The organism is Trueperella pecoris (assembly GCF_014926385.1).
Taxonomy (GTDB): Bacteria; Actinomycetota; Actinomycetes; order Actinomycetales; family Actinomycetaceae; genus Trueperella; species Trueperella pecoris.
Map to the genome: position 1 here is coordinate 473,074 of NZ_CP053291.1, position 17,381 is coordinate 490,454.

At 63.0% G+C, this 17,381-nt stretch carries 19 protein-coding genes and 1 pseudogene; 5 read left to right on the plus strand and 15 right to left on the minus strand.

What is annotated here, in order from left to right:
- Window positions 1-70: 70 nt before the first annotated feature.
- From HLG82_RS02310 to HLG82_RS02350, 9 genes and pseudogenes are all read right to left on the minus strand, one after another.
- Window positions 71-850, minus strand: a complete 780-nt coding sequence (locus HLG82_RS02310; RefSeq protein ID WP_193327125.1) for a MerR family transcriptional regulator — start codon at window positions 848-850, stop codon at window positions 71-73.
- Between the two features lie 148 nt (window positions 851-998).
- Window positions 999-1,232: a thioredoxin family protein gene (locus tag HLG82_RS02315; RefSeq protein WP_193327126.1), complete on the minus strand. Its 234-nt coding sequence runs from the start codon at window positions 1,230-1,232 to the stop codon at window positions 999-1,001.
- 16 nt (window positions 1,233-1,248) lie between these two features.
- The gene (locus tag HLG82_RS02320) at window positions 1,249-1,647 is read right to left on the minus strand and encodes an arsenate-mycothiol transferase ArsC (protein ID WP_193327127.1); all 399 of its coding nucleotides are present in this window, start codon (window positions 1,645-1,647) and stop codon (window positions 1,249-1,251) included.
- Between the two features lie 10 nt (window positions 1,648-1,657).
- A pseudogene (locus tag HLG82_RS02325) lies at window positions 1,658-2,691 on the minus strand (permease).
- On the minus strand, window positions 2,688-2,990 hold the full coding sequence (locus tag HLG82_RS02330) for an ArsR/SmtB family transcription factor (protein ID WP_193327128.1): 303 nt from the start codon (window positions 2,988-2,990) through the stop codon (window positions 2,688-2,690). Before HLG82_RS02330 ends, HLG82_RS02325 begins: the two are co-directional and overlap by 4 nt.
- A gap of 103 nt (window positions 2,991-3,093) precedes the next feature.
- Window positions 3,094-3,855 (minus strand): amino acid ABC transporter ATP-binding protein, encoded by a 762-nt coding sequence (locus HLG82_RS02335; protein ID WP_281388928.1) that lies wholly within the window; start codon window positions 3,853-3,855, stop codon window positions 3,094-3,096.
- Window positions 3,856-3,892: 37 nt separating this feature from the next.
- Complete coding sequence (locus tag HLG82_RS02340) at window positions 3,893-4,873, minus strand: amino acid ABC transporter permease (RefSeq protein WP_193327129.1); 981 nt, start codon at window positions 4,871-4,873, stop codon at window positions 3,893-3,895.
- Between the two features lie 112 nt (window positions 4,874-4,985).
- Entirely contained in the window at window positions 4,986-5,891 is a 906-nt protein-coding gene (locus HLG82_RS02345; protein WP_193327130.1) for an ABC transporter substrate-binding protein, read from the minus strand.
- A 130-nt stretch (window positions 5,892-6,021) separates the two neighbouring features.
- Window positions 6,022-6,810, minus strand: a complete 789-nt coding sequence (locus tag HLG82_RS02350; RefSeq protein ID WP_193327131.1) for an ROK family protein — start codon at window positions 6,808-6,810, stop codon at window positions 6,022-6,024.
- Window positions 6,811-6,887: 77 nt separating this feature from the next.
- Here HLG82_RS02350 and truA point away from each other — a divergent pair, with 77 nt between their 5' ends.
- Window positions 6,888-7,730, plus strand: a complete 843-nt coding sequence (gene truA, locus HLG82_RS02355) for a tRNA pseudouridine(38-40) synthase TruA (RefSeq protein WP_193327132.1) — start codon at window positions 6,888-6,890, stop codon at window positions 7,728-7,730.
- Between the two features lie 255 nt (window positions 7,731-7,985).
- Here truA and HLG82_RS02360 read toward each other — a convergent pair whose 3' ends face one another.
- Complete coding sequence (locus HLG82_RS02360; protein WP_439654676.1) at window positions 7,986-8,366, minus strand: CBU_0592 family membrane protein; 381 nt, start codon at window positions 8,364-8,366, stop codon at window positions 7,986-7,988.
- Window positions 8,367-8,447: 81 nt separating this feature from the next.
- Between HLG82_RS02360 and HLG82_RS02365 the strand changes: the two genes are divergently transcribed.
- A complete protein-coding gene (locus HLG82_RS02365; RefSeq protein ID WP_193327134.1) occupies window positions 8,448-9,398 on the plus strand; it encodes a LysR family transcriptional regulator in 951 nt (316 codons plus the stop codon).
- Between the two features lie 60 nt (window positions 9,399-9,458).
- Here HLG82_RS02365 and HLG82_RS02370 read toward each other — a convergent pair whose 3' ends face one another.
- Genes HLG82_RS02370 through HLG82_RS02385 form a run of 4 tightly spaced genes read right to left on the minus strand, consistent with a single transcriptional unit; the run spans window position 9,459 to window position 13,502 of the window.
- On the minus strand, window positions 9,459-10,289 hold the full coding sequence (locus HLG82_RS02370; protein WP_255313922.1) for an energy-coupling factor transporter transmembrane component T family protein: 831 nt from the start codon (window positions 10,287-10,289) through the stop codon (window positions 9,459-9,461).
- Complete coding sequence (locus HLG82_RS02375; protein WP_193327135.1) at window positions 10,282-12,054, minus strand: ABC transporter ATP-binding protein; 1,773 nt, start codon at window positions 12,052-12,054, stop codon at window positions 10,282-10,284. The genes HLG82_RS02370 and HLG82_RS02375 overlap by 8 nt, the downstream gene beginning before the upstream one ends.
- 4 nt (window positions 12,055-12,058) lie before the next feature.
- Complete coding sequence (locus HLG82_RS02380) at window positions 12,059-12,616, minus strand: ECF-type riboflavin transporter substrate-binding protein (protein ID WP_193327136.1); 558 nt, start codon at window positions 12,614-12,616, stop codon at window positions 12,059-12,061.
- Between the two features lie 49 nt (window positions 12,617-12,665).
- Entirely contained in the window at window positions 12,666-13,502 is an 837-nt protein-coding gene (locus HLG82_RS02385; RefSeq protein WP_193327137.1) for an SAM hydrolase/SAM-dependent halogenase family protein, read from the minus strand.
- A gap of 293 nt (window positions 13,503-13,795) precedes the next feature.
- On the opposite strand from HLG82_RS02385, the gene rplM reads away from it, so the two are divergent.
- The 3 genes from rplM (at window position 13,796) to glmM (ending at window position 16,397) form a co-directional block, all read left to right on the plus strand.
- A complete protein-coding gene (rplM, locus tag HLG82_RS02390) occupies window positions 13,796-14,236 on the plus strand; it encodes a 50S ribosomal protein L13 (protein ID WP_062613548.1) in 441 nt (146 codons plus the stop codon).
- A gap of 33 nt (window positions 14,237-14,269) precedes the next feature.
- On the plus strand, window positions 14,270-14,755 hold the full coding sequence (gene rpsI, locus HLG82_RS02395; protein WP_193327138.1) for a 30S ribosomal protein S9: 486 nt from the start codon (window positions 14,270-14,272) through the stop codon (window positions 14,753-14,755).
- 313 nt (window positions 14,756-15,068) lie between these two features.
- A complete protein-coding gene (gene glmM, locus HLG82_RS02400) occupies window positions 15,069-16,397 on the plus strand; it encodes a phosphoglucosamine mutase (protein ID WP_193327694.1) in 1,329 nt (442 codons plus the stop codon).
- A gap of 47 nt (window positions 16,398-16,444) precedes the next feature.
- Here glmM and coaA read toward each other — a convergent pair whose 3' ends face one another.
- Entirely contained in the window at window positions 16,445-17,380 is a 936-nt protein-coding gene (gene coaA / locus HLG82_RS02405) for a type I pantothenate kinase (RefSeq protein WP_193327139.1), read from the minus strand.
- Window position 17,381 lies beyond the last annotated feature (1 nt).

Here is a 17,381-nt window from a genome sequence, read left to right on the forward strand (position 1 = left end):
TCATGCTAGAGGGCAGGGCCCGGCGTGCATATGCGCGCCGGGCCCTGCTTCTTTCAGTAAGCGTTCCGGTTTAGACCCAATCAACGTTGTCCAGATCGACGCCGTTGTCTATGGCATTGGCGTCGATAACGGCGTGTAGCCATGCGGCGAGCCCTTCGGCAACCGCGTCATAGCGAGCGGCAAAGCGGTGGTCGGCAATGTAGCCGCGCCCGAGCAAGACGTGCTTGGAGTGTGTCACGGGGAAGTAGCCCTCCGAGAGCATCTGGCGGTGCTCCTCTGCTAGTGCGTTGGCCTGTGCAGATCCAGGAAGAACCCCAGCTCGCATGGCATCGCCGAGGCGGCTTTCGAGGGCACGCATACGGTCACGTATTGTTTCCCAATCGCCAGCCGTCATACGTGCCTGACGTTCCTGAGAGATCCGCCAGTCATCGGTGCCGGCATATTTGTTTTCGGCCTCTGCGTGATACGCCGCGAAGTTGGCGTCTCCCAGCACTTTCGCAACATCGTCTACGCTGAGTTTTCGTTCGGTCATGGCATCCTTCAAGAGATAGTCGAGAGCTTGAACCATTCGGCTAAGCTCGTCTTGTTTGTCCATGAGAAGCTGACGTTGCCGTCGAAGGTGCTCCACGTCACTATCGGACGAATCCAGCAACGCTCGAATGCTATCCAAGCTCATGCCGGTTGCCCGATAGGTGATGATGCGTTGCAGGCGCGCAACGTCGTCGTCGGTGTATAGGCGGTAATCGGACCACGTGCGGTGAGCAGGAGTGACCAGACCACGTTCTTGCCAATAGTGGAGCGTTCGTACGGTGACGCCCAGGAGCTGAGCTACGTCGCCAACTGTTCTCATGAACCTACCTTCGTCGCTAACGCCGCGTGAGGGTCAAGCATCTACCTGTGCCCGTCCTTCGATGTAGGAATATGGATCGATCTTCGTATATATCAAGAGCGGTCCATATTCCTACATCGAAGGACATGCCGTGGTGGGGGCGGGAGGCCTAACGCTGGAGCAGCTGCTCGATTTCCTTCGCCTTCGGCACGCGCCCGGAAACCACGACCTCGCCGTCGATGACGAGCCCAGGCGTAGCCATGATGCCGTAGCTCATGATCTGTGCGTAATCGGTGACGTGATTGATGGTGGCGTCTAGGCCAAGAGAATCGACCGCCTTGCGTGTTTCGTTTTCGAGGTTGATGCAGTTACGGCAACCGGGGCCGAGAATGGTGATGTCCATGGGTCTCCTAGTGTTGTTAGTTTGCGATTCGTGTGAGTAGGTCGTCGATGTGTGCGGCGATATCGTCGCGGATGGCGCGCACTGTGTCGATGGGCTGGCCGTTGGGGTCTTCGATGGGCCAGTCTTCATAGTGCGTGCCGGGGAAGATGGGGCAGCTTTCGCCACATCCCATGGTGATGACCCAGTCGCTCGCGGCGATGTCCTCAGGTTCGAGCCGGCGGGGCGCGGACTCTGCCTCGAGCCCCATCTCATGCAGGAGCTCGATCGTGACGTCGTGAAGCTCGTCGGCGGGGTCGGTGCCGGCGGACAGGATGCGCACATGTGGCCCGGCCTTTTCCCGGGCGATGGCGGCGGCGATTTGGGAACGGCCCGCGTTCTTCCGGCAGGCGAAGAGGATGGTGACAGGGGAGTCCATGTAGCCCTCCTTAGGCGAAGACGTTGAACAGGTAGCCGACGAGGATGATGCCGGCGGTGACGGCACCGAAGAAGATGGCGAGCAGCTTTGGCTTCATCACCTTCCGTAGCATGATCGCCTCGGGGATGGACAGAGCGATGGCGCCCATCATGAGCGCCATGACGGTGCCGAGCGGCATCCCCTTAGCCCAGAGCGCCTCGCCGATGGGGACGACCCCTCCACCGTTGGCGTAGAGCGGTACCCGATAAGGGTGGCCAGCGGAACGCCGAAGGGGTTGTCTGGGCCAACGTGTCGCGCGAAGAAGTCGGCCGGCACCCACCCGTGGATAGCCGCGCCGATGCCCACGCCCAGCAGCACCCACATCCAGACTTTCGTGAAGATTTCGCGTGACTCGTCGAGGGCGGCGTCGACGCGCTCGCGCAGGGTCGGCACGTGGCCGTCGGCCCGCAGCTTGCCGATCGCCATGCCCCTCACCGAGTCTTCCACGAGGTGGTCGAGTTTGAATCGGCTCAGGATCCAGCCGACGCCGAGGGCGATGAGCGAGCCAGCGAGGACGTATGCGGCGGCGATCCCGACGCCGAACTGCGCGGCGATGAGGATGGCGGCTGTTTCGCTGACGAGCGGCGAGGCGATGAGGAAGGTCAGTGTGATCGCCAGCGGTATGCCAGCGGCGACGAACCCAATGAAGAGCGGGATTGAGGAGCACGAGCAGAACGGGGTGACGACGCCGAGGACGACGGCCAGCGTCAGCCCGACGCCGAGTCCGCGGCCCTCGAGGAATTCTCGCGCTCGCGTGAGGTCGAGGCTGGCGCGCAGCATCCCGATGACGAACATGAGCCCGGTCAGCAGGAGAAGGATTTTGACTGTGTCGTAGAGGAAGAAGTGGATGGATGAGCCGAGCCGTGCCTCGAGGTTCATCCCGAATATGTCGCCCAGGAGCCAGTTCCAGAAGGAGCCGTTGGCGGCGTATGCCCCGATCCATGCGCTGGCTGCGCCGGCCAGGGTGAGCCACAGCGGCGTCGTGCGAAGTGCCCGGGAGTTCATCGGGCCTCCGAGGGGAGGGCGGCGTGGAGGCGAGCCAGTGCGCCTTCGGTCAGTGAGTAGTCGACCCAGCGTCCCCTGCGGGTGCTGGTGACGAGGCCGGCGTCGCGAAGGACGCGCAGGTGGTAGGAGAGAAGGTTGTCGGGGACCGGCGGGGAAGTCTGAAGGTTGCAGACGCATGCGGGCCCTTTGCACAGCTGGGTGAGGAGGCCGAGCCGAATGGGGTCTGCGACGGCGGAGAGTAGCGCGGCGGCCTCGCCGATGGTGTCAACGACGCCGTCTGGCGCGGTTGCGTCATCCATGCAAGTCTCATTTCAATTAGTCTTGAATCAAGAACAATTGAAGTATACGTCTGCGGGCCCCGTGCGCAAGTGTTGTACGCAACGGGGCCCGCGAGGGTGGAAACTACAGAACCTTCGCGAGGAAGTCCTTCGTGCGCGGATGGGTGGGGTTGTCGAAGATTTGCGCGGGCGTGCCGGCCTCGACGATCTGTCCCTCGTCCATGAGGATCACTTGGTCGGAAACTTCGCGCGCAAAGCCGATCTCGTGGGTAACGACGATCATCGTCATGCCCTGCGCAGCAAGGTTCTGCATCACGGCGAGCACCTCGCCAACCAGCTCGGGATCGAGTGCGGACGTCGGCTCGTCGAACAACATCAACTCCGGATCCATCGCCAGCGCGCGCGCAATCGCCACGCGTTGCTGCTGGCCACCCGACAGCTCGGAGGGGTAGTGGTCCGCACGGTCCGCCAGCCCTACCTGGGCGAGAAGCTCCTGTGCGCGCTTCTTTGCCTCCGCCTTGGACATGCCTTTGACCTGAATGGGGGCCTCCATGACGTTTTCGAGCGCCGTCATGTGCGGGAAAAGATTGAAACGCTGGAAGACCATGCCGATGCGCGAGCGCTGGGCCGCGATCTCCTTCTCGGTGAGGTCATGGAGCTTGCCGCCCTTGACGGCGTAGCCCATGAGCTGACCGTCGACGGTGATTGCTCCGGCCTGAATCGTCTCGAGGACGTTGACGCAGCGCAGAATCGTCGACTTTCCGGAACCCGAGGGGCCCAGGATCGTGGTCACTGATCCGCGCGCGACGTCGAAGCTCACCCCGCGTAGCACGTGCAAGTCGTCGAAGAATTTATGGACGTCACGGACCTCAACCATGTTGTTCATTGGAATCTCATTTCGCGAAATCTAGGGGGCGAGTGTCTTACGGGGTGTACTCGATCATCGGATCGTCCGTGGTGGTGCCAGCGGCGTTGATCGCTGCCTGCCGTGAGCGACGTTGCTTGGCCTTCGCGCGGCGGGAGAGCCGGTCGAGGCCACCATCCTTAACACCGCGACCGTAGTAGGCCTCGATGTAGTGTTGGCCCACCATGAGAAGCGAGGTGATCGCTAGGTACCAGATGACGGCGATGAGCAACCACGGAATTTGCTTGAGTGTGGCGAAGCCGAGTGCATTGGTCACGTAGGTCAGGTCGAGGGTGAAGGGAACCGCGGAAACAAGCGAGGTGGTCTTGAGCATCGAGATGGTCTCGTTGCCTGTGGGTGGGATGATGACGCGCATCGCCTGCGGGAAGACGATGCGGCGTAGGACCTGCGAGCGGGACATGCCGAGGGCCTTTGCGGCCTCCTCCTGGCCCGGGTCAACCGAGTTCAGGCCCGAACGGACGATTTCCGACAGGTAGGCGCCTTCGTTGAGTCCCAGGCCGAGGACGGCGTAGACGAACATGGTTCGTTGCAGGTCCCCGGGTACGAGGCGGTTGGGATTAATCGTGAAGAAGTCGATGCCGGTGAAGGGAAGTCCGACCGTGATGGTCGTGAAGAGCGTACCAATGAGGCCCCAGAAGATGAGCTGGGTGTAGATCGGAGTTCCGCGGAAGAACCAGATGTAGGCCATGGCAACCCAGCGCAGGACGGGGTTGAGTGAGCGGCGCATGATGGCCATGGTGACCGCGAGGATGATGCCGAGCACCATCGCTCCGATCGTGAGCGCGAGCGTCCACCCCACGGCCTTGATGACTTCGGGGCGGAAGAGGTTCGCCCACACGACGTCCCAGTGCCAGTTCGGGTTCGTGATGAGAACATTGGCGAACATGATGGCGATGATGCCGACGACGATCGCGGAGACGAAGCGGCCCCAGTGTCGCACTGGTACAGCTTCGATAACTGCGATGTTTTCGTGTTTCATGGATGAGCCTTCTTCAAGATTGGTGTGGATGAGCGAGGGCCGTGGGGCCAGCGCGGCTTGACACTGGCCCCACGGCGGGGTGGGCTCGCCGGACGTACGAGCCCTCCTGGTGTTAGGCCTCCGGGTTGAGGTCGGCGCTGGTAGAGACGCCGTTCTCGATGCCCCAGGTGGCGAAGATGGTCTTGAGGTGGCCGTCGTCCATGAGCTTTTGCATGGCTGCCTTGACGGCGTCGGTCAGTGCCTGGTTGTCCTTCGGTGCGACGACGCCGAAACCGGCCGAATCCTCAACCTCGCCGATGCGCTCGATCTTGCCCTTGTTCTGGGAAATTGCGTAGTCGGTGACGGGGGAGTCGGTGTACATCGCGTCGATCTGACCCGAGGCCACGCGCAGCGTCACGGCGGACTGCTCGGACAGGGACTGAATCTGGATCGGGTTGTCCTTGCACTGGGTGGTGTTCTTCTCGGCGAGGACCTCGTCCTGGTAGGTGCCGGTCTGAACGCCGACGACCTTGCCGCAGGGATTGGCGGGGTCGAAGCCCTTCGGGTTCCCGGTCGGGACGGCCCAGGACGATCCGGCTTCGAGGTACTGGATCATATTCACGGATTCTTGACGCTCGGCGTTGATTGTGAAGTTGGCGATGCCGATCTCGTAGCGGCTGCCGATGCCCGGAAGAATGGCGGCGAATTCAGCCTGCTGGAATTCGGTTTCTAGACCTAGGACCTTGCCGATCGCCTTGCCCATGTCGATGTCGTAGCCCAGAGGGGTGACGCCGTCGGGCCCGTAGAACTCTGCGGGCGCGAAGAAGATGTTGGTGCCGATGACGAGCTTGCCGTCGGCCGCGATCTCGGAGGGAAGCATAGCTGCGATGGTGTCGTCCTTCGTGATGGCGGACAGGTCGGTGGCGAGGAAGCCCTCGCCGGTGGGGACGGCGTCGCCCGAGGCGTCGGAGTCGCCAGAGCAGGCGGCGAGCGAGAGTGCGAGCGTGGCGGCTGCCAGGGCAGCGAGTGTGCGCTTCATTGTTCCTCCAAAAGACTTTGTGCGCCGGCGTGGCGCATCACCACCACAAGTATATTCATACTAGCGAATAACTATGCAAGGGCGTCCGTGGTGTGGTCAGACACAGGCCGCCCGTCGTGCCAGCGAGAGCCTAGTCCTCACGCCCGATCATGGACCATGCGCGCACCCCGCCGTTCATACCCGCCATATTGGGAACCCAGTTCACTCCGGGCATCCGTGCCCGCACAGAGTCGGTCACGCGTGCGGCGTTCCCTCCGCCGATGTAGAGCTGATCCCAGCGGAAGACCGGCCACAACGACTCCATCGCCTTGAGCACGCGCCGCGACCACGCCGAGTCCCCCAAGCGTAGGCGTTCGTGCTCGCCCAAAATATCGTCGTACGTCAGCCCCCAACGCACTGTCGCATGCGAAACCTCCAAGTGCGGGGCAAGCACGCCGTTGTCCAAAAACGCCGAGCCCAGTCCTGTCCCCAGAGTGAGCACCAGCTCTAGCCCCTTACCGGAGACGATGCCAGCCGCGGCGACTTCGGCGTCGTTCAACACGAGCGTCGGAACACCAAAACGAGCCTCAAGCGCCGATTGCATGTCCTGTCCCGTCCACGCGTGCTCAAGGTTGGGCAGAATGCGCGTGTGCGGGCCGGCCCGGCGGATATAGTGCGGGGTATAGACCACGACGCCGTGGCGGATCATCCCCGGCATGCCAAGCGTGATTCTGTCGATCTGCGCAGGGGTGCCACCACCAAGATCCTCGAGCTGCTGCGCCACCACCTGCAGGAGATCTTCGGGGGAGAAGGGGTAGGGCACCTGGGTGCGGACGACGTCGCTACGCTGGAAACCGCCCGCGTCGAGAATGCAGGACTTGATGCCGCCTCCGCCGCAATCGACGGCGAGGGTGATGGGGTGTCCGTGGCTCTGATCCATATTGACGACGGTAGCGCAAAAGTCATGACATACGATAATTATTTCGGTGCTTCAGGCGTGGGACATAGGCTTAACCCATGAGGATTCGGATTGATCTTTCCTACGACGGCGCCGCCTTCCATGGGTGGGCCGCCCAGCCCGGCCTGCGCACCGTCCAGGGCGAGTTAGAAAAAGCGCTGGCGACGGTGCTGCGCCAGCCCGCCGCGCTCACCGTCGCGGGGCGCACGGACGCCGGCGTTCACGCTGCCGGGCAGTGTGCCCACTTCGATGTCGATGCCGCCGCCTGGGCCGCGCTGCCCGGGCGCTCGAGCCGCGAACCAGGCGAATCCCTCGTACGCAAGATCAACGCGATCACCTCACGCGGGGCCGACGGGCCGGTGGGCTTCAGCGACGTCGTGGTGAAGCGGGCCGACGTCGTCGGCGACGACTTTGACGCACGGTTCTCAGCGCTGTGGCGCAGGTACTCATATCGGATCGCCGATGGGGTGGAGAACTGGGACCCGCGGCGCAAGGACGTCCTGTGGCTGGATGGCGCACTGGACGTGGCTGCGATGAATCGCGCCGCGCAGGCGCTCCTTGGAGAGCATGACTTTCTCTCGTTTTGCAAGCCGCGCGAGGGCGCCTCGACAGTGCGCACACTCCTCGAGCTGGGCTTCGTGCGCGACGGCGGCGTGGTCACCGGATATGCGAAGGCCGACGCCTTCTGCCACTCTCAGGTGCGCACGCTCATGGGAAGCCTCATTGAAGTGGGGCGAGGCGCTCGCGATGAAGATTGGCCTGCGGCGCGCCTTGAAGCCGCCGTGCGTAACGGGGAAGTGATCGTGGCCCCGCCCCACCCGCTCACGCTCGAGGAGATCGGATACCCTGCGCCGGCGGAGTACGGGGCGCAGGCTGTGCTGGCTCGGCGATACCGCGGCTAGGCACCTCGCTGATCTCCGGCGCTGCGGTCCGCTCGCGCTGTATTAATGTGGGTGCCGTGTGGAAGCCCTGGGTGTCCTGGTTTGCCCGTGCTGTATTAATGTGGGTGCCGCTGTATTAAATTGCGGGCAATTCGGGCGCGTTTTTGCAGGTTAGTATAGCGCGGGTGGGGCCGAGGCGTGTGAGCCCAAAAAGAAGCGGCGAGTGGATCACTCCACTCGCCGCTTACATCTGCGATCGTCCGTTATCGCAAGTCTTTAGGCAACCAACGCCCTTCCAGCAACGACCGCGTCCACCTGGGAGATGGAGATGCAGACGTCGTCTGCGACCGGCACGGATGTGAGATCCTGTGCGCGGGCAACGCGGTGCGTCTTTTTGTAAACAAGCTGCTTGAGGTAGGCGCGCTTGACCGTGAGAACCACGTAGAAGCCGATGAGAACAAACACGGCGTTAGAGAAGAGCGAGGGCCACGCGCCGGTGGCCGATGCCAGGATGACCATGAAGAGACCGGAAATGATGCACATGAGCTGATAGCGCAGCGAGTCGGCCGCTAGCTTGCCGGTGGAGACAAGGTAGTACGCGCCGAGGTAGAGCACGGCGCCGAGCCAGCCGAGGCTCTGTGCGAGGGTCTGAATCATGTCGTTCACGCTCACAATATTGGCCCGGCCGAACCTTAATTACAATTGCAATCTACTGGAGTCAGGATTAAGTTTTACTTCATGGAGATTTCTGTGCAACGTCTTGACGTTCTTTTGGCTGTCTCGAGGGAGGGAGGCATCCAAGCGGCTGCTGATGCTCTCCGTGTCTCGCCTTCGGCGGTGAGTCAGCAAATCCGCAAGTTAGAGCGGGAATGTGGCACTGATTTGCTCACGCGCACGCACTCTGGCGCGGTGTTAACGGAGGCCGGGAAGATCGTCGTCGCCGGAGCGGAACGCATTGAAAGTGAGCTCGACCGCACTTTCCGTGAGCTCCTCGAATTCGAAGGTGCGCCCACAGGAATCGTCCGGCTAGCTTCATTCCAGACTGTTATTCGCGGCCTCGTCCTGCCGAACCTGGATACTTTTGCTGACGTCGCGCCCGGCATCGATCTTCACGTGCGGGAGGCCGACGCCGACGCCGCCCTTTCCGCCGTTCGCCGCGGCAAGGCAGACATCGCCGTGCTCGAATTCGATTCCGAAATCCCACGTGGGCCGCGCGGAGTCAAGGTCCTCCCGCTCTTGCAGGAGCCGTGGTACATGGTCTACCCGTCCGTGCTGGCCGACCCCCACGATCCGCGCGAGCTGGCGAGCGAAACCTGGCTCGGCGTCGACCCCGAAACAGCGGCCGGTATCGCCACCACCCGCTTGGCCGAGCAGTGGGGATTCACGCCGTCGGCCAAGTACGTCTATGAAGACTATGACGTGGCGCTTCACATGGTTGCCGCCGGGTTGGGGACCACGGTGCTTCCCAAGCTGGGGCTGACCAACCTGCCCGACGGCGTCGAGGCGCGTATGCTTCCTGGTCTCGGAACGCGTAGGCTGGTGTTGTGCGTGTCGGCGGCGCTCTCGCGCCAGTCCGACGCTATCGACCTCACGTGTAAGGTCCTGCGCCAGCTGGCCCTGTCCCACACTGAACAGGGTGAGATGAACAATGGCCCTATTCCACAGTCGCCGAGCATCGCGCAGGCCTAGGCGCCCGGGCCCGTCCCAGCGTGGCGCACCTGCCCCGGCACACCGTCCCGGCAGAGCAGCCTAGCTGAAGGGATTCCAGAAACGCCCGCCGTTGAACTGAATCGCGCCTATCGCGGCGAGGATGATTCCGATGCCGAGGAGGATCATCACCCAGTCGGCGGCTTTCATCGAGCGGGCCGATAGCCATGTCCGTGTCTTATTGCGGCCGAAGCCGCGCAGCTCCATGGCGGCTGCGATGGTTTCGATGCGGTCGAAGGTGCCAAGGAGGAGCGGCATGAGGGTGCGTGAGACGTTGCGTATGCGCGTGGCCAGCCCGACCTTTCGGGAGACATCGAGCCCGCGCGCCTGCTGGGCGAGGGAGACGGTTTTGAATTCGCGCTGGATATCGGGGATGAAGCGAAGTGCGAGGGCCACCGAATAGGAGAATCGGTAGGGCAGACCGATGCTGTTGAGGGAGGCCGCGAACTCGCTCGGCGGCGTCGTGCCCACAAAGACGAGGACCGCGGGTAGCACCGCGAAGTACTTGAGCGTCACGAGGGCCTGGTAGAAGAGCTGTTCCCAGGTGAGGTCCCAGCGCCCGGGGCCGTCGGCGATGAGGTGGCTGGAGCCAAAGAGAGTGGTGCCGTAGGTCGGTTCGAAGGCGAAGATGAGAAGGTTGTTGAGAATCATGAAGGTGCCGATGAGGATCAGCACGACCTTCATGTCGCGCAGCTTCATCCGCGCCAGCGCCCACAGAGCGATGTTGGCGATCGCGCAGGCGAGAAGGAGGCGCGCGTCGAAGGTGATGGCTGCCGCAACGATAAACGCGATGACGAGCGCCAGCTTCGACGTGCCGGTGAGCCGATGGATGAGACTTTGGCGTTCGATGTAACCCAGGATCGAATTAGCCACGTGCGCCTCCGTTCACGACGCCGTCCGGGCCAGTTGCGTGAGAACGCTCGGCTCGGTCGACGCTGAGGAAGCGGCGGACGAGTGCTTCGGCGTCGAGCTGGTAACGTTCCGCTAGCGTGTACAGGCCCGTAGTAACGAGGTCTGCCCGTTCGGTGACGTCAGGATTGGTCAGGACAGCGGAGGGATGGGCGTCGGCGATGATGTGCCCGTCGGAGATGACGAGCGTGCGTTCGGTGTAGTCGAGGGCGAGGTGCATGTCGTGTGTGATGAGGATGACGGTGGTGCCGAGCCTGTTCAGCGAGCGCAGGAAGTCCATGAACTCGGTGTAGTGGCCGAAGTCTTGCCCCGCGGTGGGCTCGTCAAGAATGAGAATTTTGGGCCCAAGCGCGAGCATGATCGCGATGGTCAGGCGTTTCTTCTGGCCGTGGGAGAGCGCCGAGATCGGCCATGAGCGCATGCGCCACAACCCGCACACCTGCAACGCTTCCTCGGAGCGCTTCGCGATTTCTTCCGGGGTCAGGTTGTGGGCGCGCAGAGCGAGCTCAACCTCTTCGCGCACGTAGGGGCTGGAGAGCATCTGCCCAGGTTCTTGCAGGACGAAGCCGACGCGCTGGCCGTGCTCGGCAAGCGACCACGCGCTGGCGTCCTGGCCATCGATGAGGATCGTGCCGGCGTTGGGCTTGGCGAAACCGGCGATGGCCCGGGCCAGGGTCGACTTGCCGGCCCCGTTGGAACCGACGATGCCAACGAGCGATCCTTGCGTGATCGAGGTGGAGAGTTCTTCCAAGACGCGCACCGGAGGAAGGTCACCGTTTTGTTCATAGGAGATGGAGAGATTCTCGACCCGGATCGTGGCGGGCCGTTCGCCGCTGGTGTGAGCGTCGGGGGCGGGGGCGCCGGCCACCCAGGCGCGAAGCTTGATGATCGCATCCTCGTCGAGGGCTGTGAAGGCCGCGTTTGATGGACGCATCTGCGCGGTGATGTCCACACCCGCATACCGCAGGGCGGTCGAGTGAAGCGGAGGGCGGATCCCGTGGGCTTCCAGTAGCCCGGAGGCGACCATCTCGTCGGGCGCCAGATCGGCGACGACGACGCCGTCGTTCATCAGCACCACGCGATCGAGGCCACAATGGAGGACGTCCTCGAGGCGGTGCTCGACGATGATGACGGTCTTGCCAAGCTCGCGGTTGAGGCGGTCGATGAGCTCGATTGTTTGGCGTCCGGAGGCGGGATCGAGCATGGCCAGCGGTTCGTCGAAAAGGAGGATGTCGACGTCGTCGACGAGCACACCGGCCATAGCGACGCGCTGCTTTTGCCCGCCGGAAAGGTCTTGCGGGGCAGAGTCGAGGTGGTCGGCGATGCCGACTCGGGTGGCAGCGGCGCGGACGGCGTCGCGCATGTCGGCCTGGGGCACGCCCTGGTTTTCAAGCGAGAATGCGATGTCTTCGGCGACGGTGAGGCCCACAAACTGATCGGCGGAGTTTTGCAGAACCGTGCCGACGTGACGGGAGACGTCGACGAGGGAGGCGGAGGCGGGATCCAGGCCCGCCACGCTCACGTGCCCGCTCGTGAGTCTGCCACCAAAGTGGCTAAATCCCAACGAGTTGAGCACGTTGATGAGGGTGGACTTGCCGCACCCGGACCGACCAACAATCGCCACCTTCTGCCCAGGTTCGATCCTGAGGGAGACATTCTTTAAGGTAGGCTCCGCCTGGCTGTGATACTGGAAGGTCAGATCGTGGATCTCAATGATCGGTCCGGGCAAGGGCCTAATCCTCCTGGCGCAACGTGCCGGAACCGGTACGCGTGCGCGCGTAGACGAGCAGGATCAGGGTGCCGACCACGCAGGTGGTGATCGCATTCGAACCGAAGGCGAACGCACCCTGGGTGAAGACTTTGTTGGCCGGCTCCGAGTAGATGAGGAGGTCGCCGACCGGTGCGATCAGAAGCCACGCGACGGCGTGGGCGAGGATAACGCCGATGTTGAAGCGCGCCATGGCCTTGGCGCCGAAATCGCCTTCGCGCACGCGGTTGCCGACCAGCAGCAGGCCGAGCAGCAGGCCGAAGACGAGCGTTGCGAGCTCCCACGAGAGCCAGATTCCCCACGTCGCATCGATGAGGAGGTGGCCAATGAAACCAGAAAGCGCGCCGACGACGGGACCGTACAGCACGGCAAACACGGCCAGGACAGCGTACTGGAGTGAGATCTGGGTGTTGGGGACCGGGGAAGGGATCGCGACGAACCGGCCCAGCACGAAGAACAGTGCGGCGCCGATGCCGATCGCTACCACCTGGACGACGGGGGAGACTTTATTCAATTGAGGCATGGTTTACTCCTTCAGCGGTGTGCGTTAGCGGTGTGTGGATGGTCGAAACTTACAGCTTCGCGAGCGTGATGTGCCACGTGGGCCCGGTGGCGATGTCGAATGCTCGTGCGTACGAACCGCGGTTGATGGCCACGGCCATGCGATCAAGAGAATTGACATAGGCGAGCGACTCGCCGACTTCGACCGAGGCGAACGAGGGGACGTAGGTGACGTGGTTGGCGTGGACGACGCCGCCGTTGTGGGTCACGTACAGGCGCACCCGGTCTCCGAACTGGAACCCAAGATCAAGGAACTGTGCGCGGGGGATGGAGGTCCACAAAGAGCCGTAGCGCACGTCGAGGGCGTCGATCGTTCCCGTGATCGAGTCGGGCTCGACAATGGTGTCGCTGAGCGGCAGCAGCACCAGCGAAGACGGGTCGATTCGAGGGCCGACCTCCTCGTAGGAAATGATTCCGGCTGCCAGGCGAGCACCTGTGTAGGCGTACACGTCGCGGCCGTGGAACGTGTAGGAGGCCTCCGAACCGCGCAGGCGGTTCTCACCCTCGTCGATCTGGCGCACCTCGGTGATCCCGAAGATGGCGTGAACGTGGGTGAGCGTGCCGTTATCGGGGGTCACGATGTAGTGGCCCGTTGCCGTCTTCGCCACAACGGACATGCGATCCGAGCCCACGCCCGGATCAACCACCGAGACGAAAACGGTGCCCTGGGGCCAGTAGCCGATCGTCTGGGCTAGACGGAACGATCCCTCCCAAATGTTGTAGGGAGGAATATTGTGGGTCAGGTTGTAAATCTGCAAAGATGGGTCACACGAAAGGGCTACGCCGTACATCGAGGCCACAGCGCCGTCGTCGAGGCCGAAATCGGATTGAATAACAAGAGCTTTCACACCTCGATCTTAAAGCGTGGAACAACGCCGTGGCGGGCTTCCCACGCATCGGACGCCATGCGTCCAGAAGGTGAGCCAGGGTGGCCGGTCGGAAGGCGTGCCGACGGCGTCGTGGAACCGGCCACACCGCAGGGCAGACCTTTGACGGCGCCCACGGCTCAGATTAGAATCAAAAACCGTTGTGCCTTGATGCTCATTCCCACTCGTCATGGCACGGCAGCGAATTTGACCATTTGGCATATAGCGGCCCAAGCCATTCCGCTAGCCAAGCTTGAATAGAAAAGGCTACGCAAGTGCGCACTTTTACACCGAAGCCCGGCGACATTGAAAAGAAGTGGTACGTCATCGACGCCACTGATGTCGTCCTCGGCCGACTGGCAGCTCAGGTTGCCCCTCTGCTACGTGGGAAGCATAAGCCGACCTTCGCTCCGCACGTTGACACCGGTGACTTCGTCATCGTTATCAACGCTGATAAGGTCGCTCTGACCGGCATGAAGCACACGCAGAAGATGGCCTACCGCCACTCCGGTTTCCCGGGCGGCCTCAAGGCTACTTCCTACGCCGAGCTTCTCGAGGAGAATCCCGAGCGCGCCGTCTACAAGGCTGTCGCTGGCATGCTCCCGAAGGGCACCCTCGGACGTCAGCAGCTCTCCAAGCTCAAGATCTACCGTGGCGCCGAGCACCCGCATTCGGCTCAGAAGCCCGAGGTCTACGAGCTCAAGGCTGCCAAGTAACCCCCTGGCCAGAATTTTTACCTAAGGAGAACCGTGGCAGAGACCACCGTCGAAACTGAAGAGCTCGAGGAACTGAGCTCGTACACCACCGAGACTGCTGAGGAGCAGACCGGCCAGGGTACCTCCCTGACCGCTCCCGGCGCAGGCCTCGGCCGCCGCAAGGAAGCAGTTGCTCGCGTCCGCCTCGTCCCCGGCACCGGCCAGTGGACCATCAACGGCCGCACGCTGGAGGACTACTTCCCGAACAAGCTGCACCAGCAGCTCGTGAACGATCCGTTCACCCTCCTCGACCTCAAGGGTCGCTTCGATGTCATCGCCCGCATTCAGGGTGGCGGCACCGGCGGCCAGGCAGGTGCGCTTCGCCTTGGCATTTCGCGCGCCCTCAACGAGATCGATCGTGAGGCGAATCGTCCGGCCCTGAAGAAGGCTGGCTTCCTCACCCGCGATGCTCGCGCCGTCGAGCGTAAGAAGGCCGGCCTGAAGAAGGCACGCAAGGCCTCGCAGTTCTCGAAGCGTTAAGCTTCATGGCTGGTCTTCCAGCCGCGAGAGCCCCGCATGTTTCGCATGCGGGGCTCTCGCTATGTGGGGGATGCTGGACGAGGGCTGCAGGCGAACTGCGCGCCGGGCGTGGGATTGTGGCAGTGCGCGGGGGCCTGCAACGTCAACCCGGGCACAGATTTGTCCGACAACGTGGGAAAGTCACTAGAATCGGCTCCTTCACGTTCACCATGCCCCACGAGGGTGCGTGAGATAATTGAGGCAATACTGAGCGACTCACCGCCGCAACCGGGCATGAGCCCCGTGGCATTCGGCGGGGGTAAAGGAGAAAATGATGGCTCGACTTTTTGGTACGGACGGCGTTCGTGGCCTGGCAAACCGTGAGATCACCCCGGAGTTCGCGCTCCAGCTTGGGCAGGCCGCCGCGCGTGTGCTGGCCGAGGGCACTGTTGGCCGCCCGAAGGCGATCATTGGCCGCGATACCCGCCAATCCTCGGCGATGCTTTCCCACGCCGTGGGTGCTGGCTTGGCGTCGGCTGGAGTAGACGTTGAACACGTGCGTGAGATTCCGACGCCGGGCATCGCCTACCTAACCTCGGCGCGTGGATACGACCTGGGCGTGATGATCTCCGCCTCGCACAATGCCATGCCTGACAACGGCATCAAGTTCATTAACGCCAACGGCTTCAAGCTCGATGATGCGATCGAGGATCGGATCGAGGCAAACCTGACCTCCGATTGGGAGCGCCCGGTGGGCGCCGAGGTGGGCTGGATCGACGAGTCCGCGGCCGTCTCCGACCGCCACTACATGGATCACCTCGTGTCAGTCGGCGCGGACCTGACCGGCCTGTCGGTGGTCCTCGACTGCGCCAACGGAGCTGCCTCGCACGTGGCGCCCAAGGTTTTCCAGGAACTTGGCGCGGACGTCGTCGTCATCAACGCCAGCCCGGACGGGCGCAACATCAACCGTAACGCCGGTTCTACCCATCCGTACCGCCTGCAGCAGATGGTCAAGGCTGCCGACGCCGACATGGGCTTCGCTTTCGACGGCGACGCCGACCGCTGCCTCGCCGTCGACACGAACGGCGTGCTCGTCAACGGCGACTCCATCATGGGCCTGCTGGCTCGCTCCATGAAGGAGAAGGGGGAGCTGACCGGCAATACGCTCGTCATCACCGTCATGTCGAACCTGGGCCTTCGCCTCGCTCTCGACGCCGAGGGCATCGACTACTCGGTGACCGGCGTGGGCGACCGCTACGTCCTGGAAGAGATGCTGGCCAAGGGCTATGTGATCGGCGGCGAGCAGTCGGGTCACGTGATTAACCTCAATCACGCGACGACGGGCGACGGCACCCTCACCGGCATCCTCGTGGCATCGGAGATCGCCCGCCGCGGGGAGCCGCTGCACAAGGCGATCGACTGGGTGGAAGAGTTGCCCCAGCGCCTGATCAACGTGCCGAATGTGGACAAGACCCGCACCGAAGAGATCGCGGCGGAGGTTGCGGCCGCGGAAGCTGAGCTGGGCCAGACAGGGCGCGTCCTGTTGCGTGCGTCGGGAACGGAGCCACTCGTGCGCGTCATGGTCGAGGCTAAAACTCAGGAGCAGACCGACCGCGTGGCGGAGAATCTCGCCGCGGTCGTGGCCGAAAGGCTCGCACTATAAGCCAGTGCCTGTGGGGACCACCGCGGCCCCCACAGGCCTCGCCGAGCCTAGATCTTGCGGAGTTTGATCTCCTCGATGCGGTGATCCTTGCCCTTGGTCAGCGTCACCGTGGCGCGTGAGCGCGTGGGGGCGATGTTCTCGCGTAGGTTGGGCAGGTTGATGGAGGCCCAAATTTGGTGCGCGGTTGCCTCGGCTTCCTCGTCGGTGAGGTTGGCATACGAACGGAAGTATGAATCCTTGTGGGAGAACGCGGTGTGCCGGAGCGAGCGGAAACGGGAAATGTACCAGCGTTCGAGGTCGGCCTCGTCGGCGTCGAGATAAATGGAAAAGTCGAAGTAGTCCGAGACAGCGAGCTGCTCGGTGGCCTGCGGCCGCGCGGGCTGGAGGACGTTGAGTCCCTCGACGATGAGGATATCTGGCTTGTCGACCACGATTTTTTCGCCGGGCACAATGTCGTAGGTGATGTGGTCGTAGACCGGGACCTCGATATGCTGCGCGCCTGACTTCACGTGCTGAAGAAATTCGAGGATCGCCCGGCGATTGTAGGATTCGGGGAATCCCTTTCGTCCCATGAGCCCGCGTTCGGTGAGAACCGAGTTGGGGAAGAGGAAACCGTCGGTAGGCACGAGCGCAACGTTGGGCGTATACGGCCAGCGTGAAAGGAGTTCGCGCAGGAGGCGCGCGGAGGTCGATTTTCCAACCGCGACCGAGCCGGCGATACCCACGATCCACGGGGTTCGTTCGGCCTGCCGGCCAAAAAAGCCACTCGTTTCTTTCAAAAGGTTGCCCGTGCAGGTCGCATAGGTCTGCATGAGTGCGGACAGCGGCCGGTAAATGGCGTCGGCTTCGCTCAGTTCGATGGGGTCTCCGAGGGAGGAGAGCCGGTCAAGATCTGACTGGGTCAGCGGGAGTGGGGCGTTGGCCGCGAGCTCGGCCCACTCGTCGTGGGTGAAGGAGACGTACGGCGACAGAGCGTGTTCCATT

Excerpts from the sequence above, each read along its gene's own strand:
- HLG82_RS02310 (WP_193327125.1), bottom strand. The coding sequence starts at position 850 with ATGAGAACAGTTGGCGACGTAGCTCAGCTCCTGGGCGTCACCGTACGA.
- HLG82_RS02315 (WP_193327126.1), bottom strand. The coding sequence starts at position 1,232 with ATGGACATCACCATTCTCGGCCCCGGTTGCCGTAACTGCATCAACCTC.
- HLG82_RS02320 (WP_193327127.1), bottom strand. The coding sequence starts at position 1,647 with ATGGACTCCCCTGTCACCATCCTCTTCGCCTGCCGGAAGAACGCGGGC.
- HLG82_RS02330 (WP_193327128.1), bottom strand. The coding sequence starts at position 2,990 with ATGGATGACGCAACCGCGCCAGACGGCGTCGTTGACACCATCGGCGAG.
- HLG82_RS02335 (WP_281388928.1), bottom strand. The coding sequence starts at position 3,855 with ATGAACAACATGGTTGAGGTCCGTGACGTCCATAAATTCTTCGACGAC.
- HLG82_RS02340 (WP_193327129.1), bottom strand. The coding sequence starts at position 4,873 with ATGAAACACGAAAACATCGCAGTTATCGAAGCTGTACCAGTGCGACAC.
- HLG82_RS02345 (WP_193327130.1), bottom strand. The coding sequence starts at position 5,891 with ATGAAGCGCACACTCGCTGCCCTGGCAGCCGCCACGCTCGCACTCTCG.
- HLG82_RS02350 (WP_193327131.1), bottom strand. The coding sequence starts at position 6,810 with ATGGATCAGAGCCACGGACACCCCATCACCCTCGCCGTCGATTGCGGC.
- truA (WP_193327132.1), top strand. The coding sequence starts at position 6,888 with ATGAGGATTCGGATTGATCTTTCCTACGACGGCGCCGCCTTCCATGGG.
- HLG82_RS02360 (WP_439654676.1), bottom strand. The coding sequence starts at position 8,366 with ATGATTCAGACCCTCGCACAGAGCCTCGGCTGGCTCGGCGCCGTGCTC.
- HLG82_RS02365 (WP_193327134.1), top strand. The coding sequence starts at position 8,448 with ATGGAGATTTCTGTGCAACGTCTTGACGTTCTTTTGGCTGTCTCGAGG.
- HLG82_RS02380 (WP_193327136.1), bottom strand. The coding sequence starts at position 12,616 with ATGCCTCAATTGAATAAAGTCTCCCCCGTCGTCCAGGTGGTAGCGATC.
- glmM (WP_193327694.1), top strand. The coding sequence starts at position 15,069 with ATGGCTCGACTTTTTGGTACGGACGGCGTTCGTGGCCTGGCAAACCGT.
- coaA (WP_193327139.1), bottom strand. The coding sequence starts at position 17,380 with ATGGAACACGCTCTGTCGCCGTACGTCTCCTTCACCCACGACGAGTGG.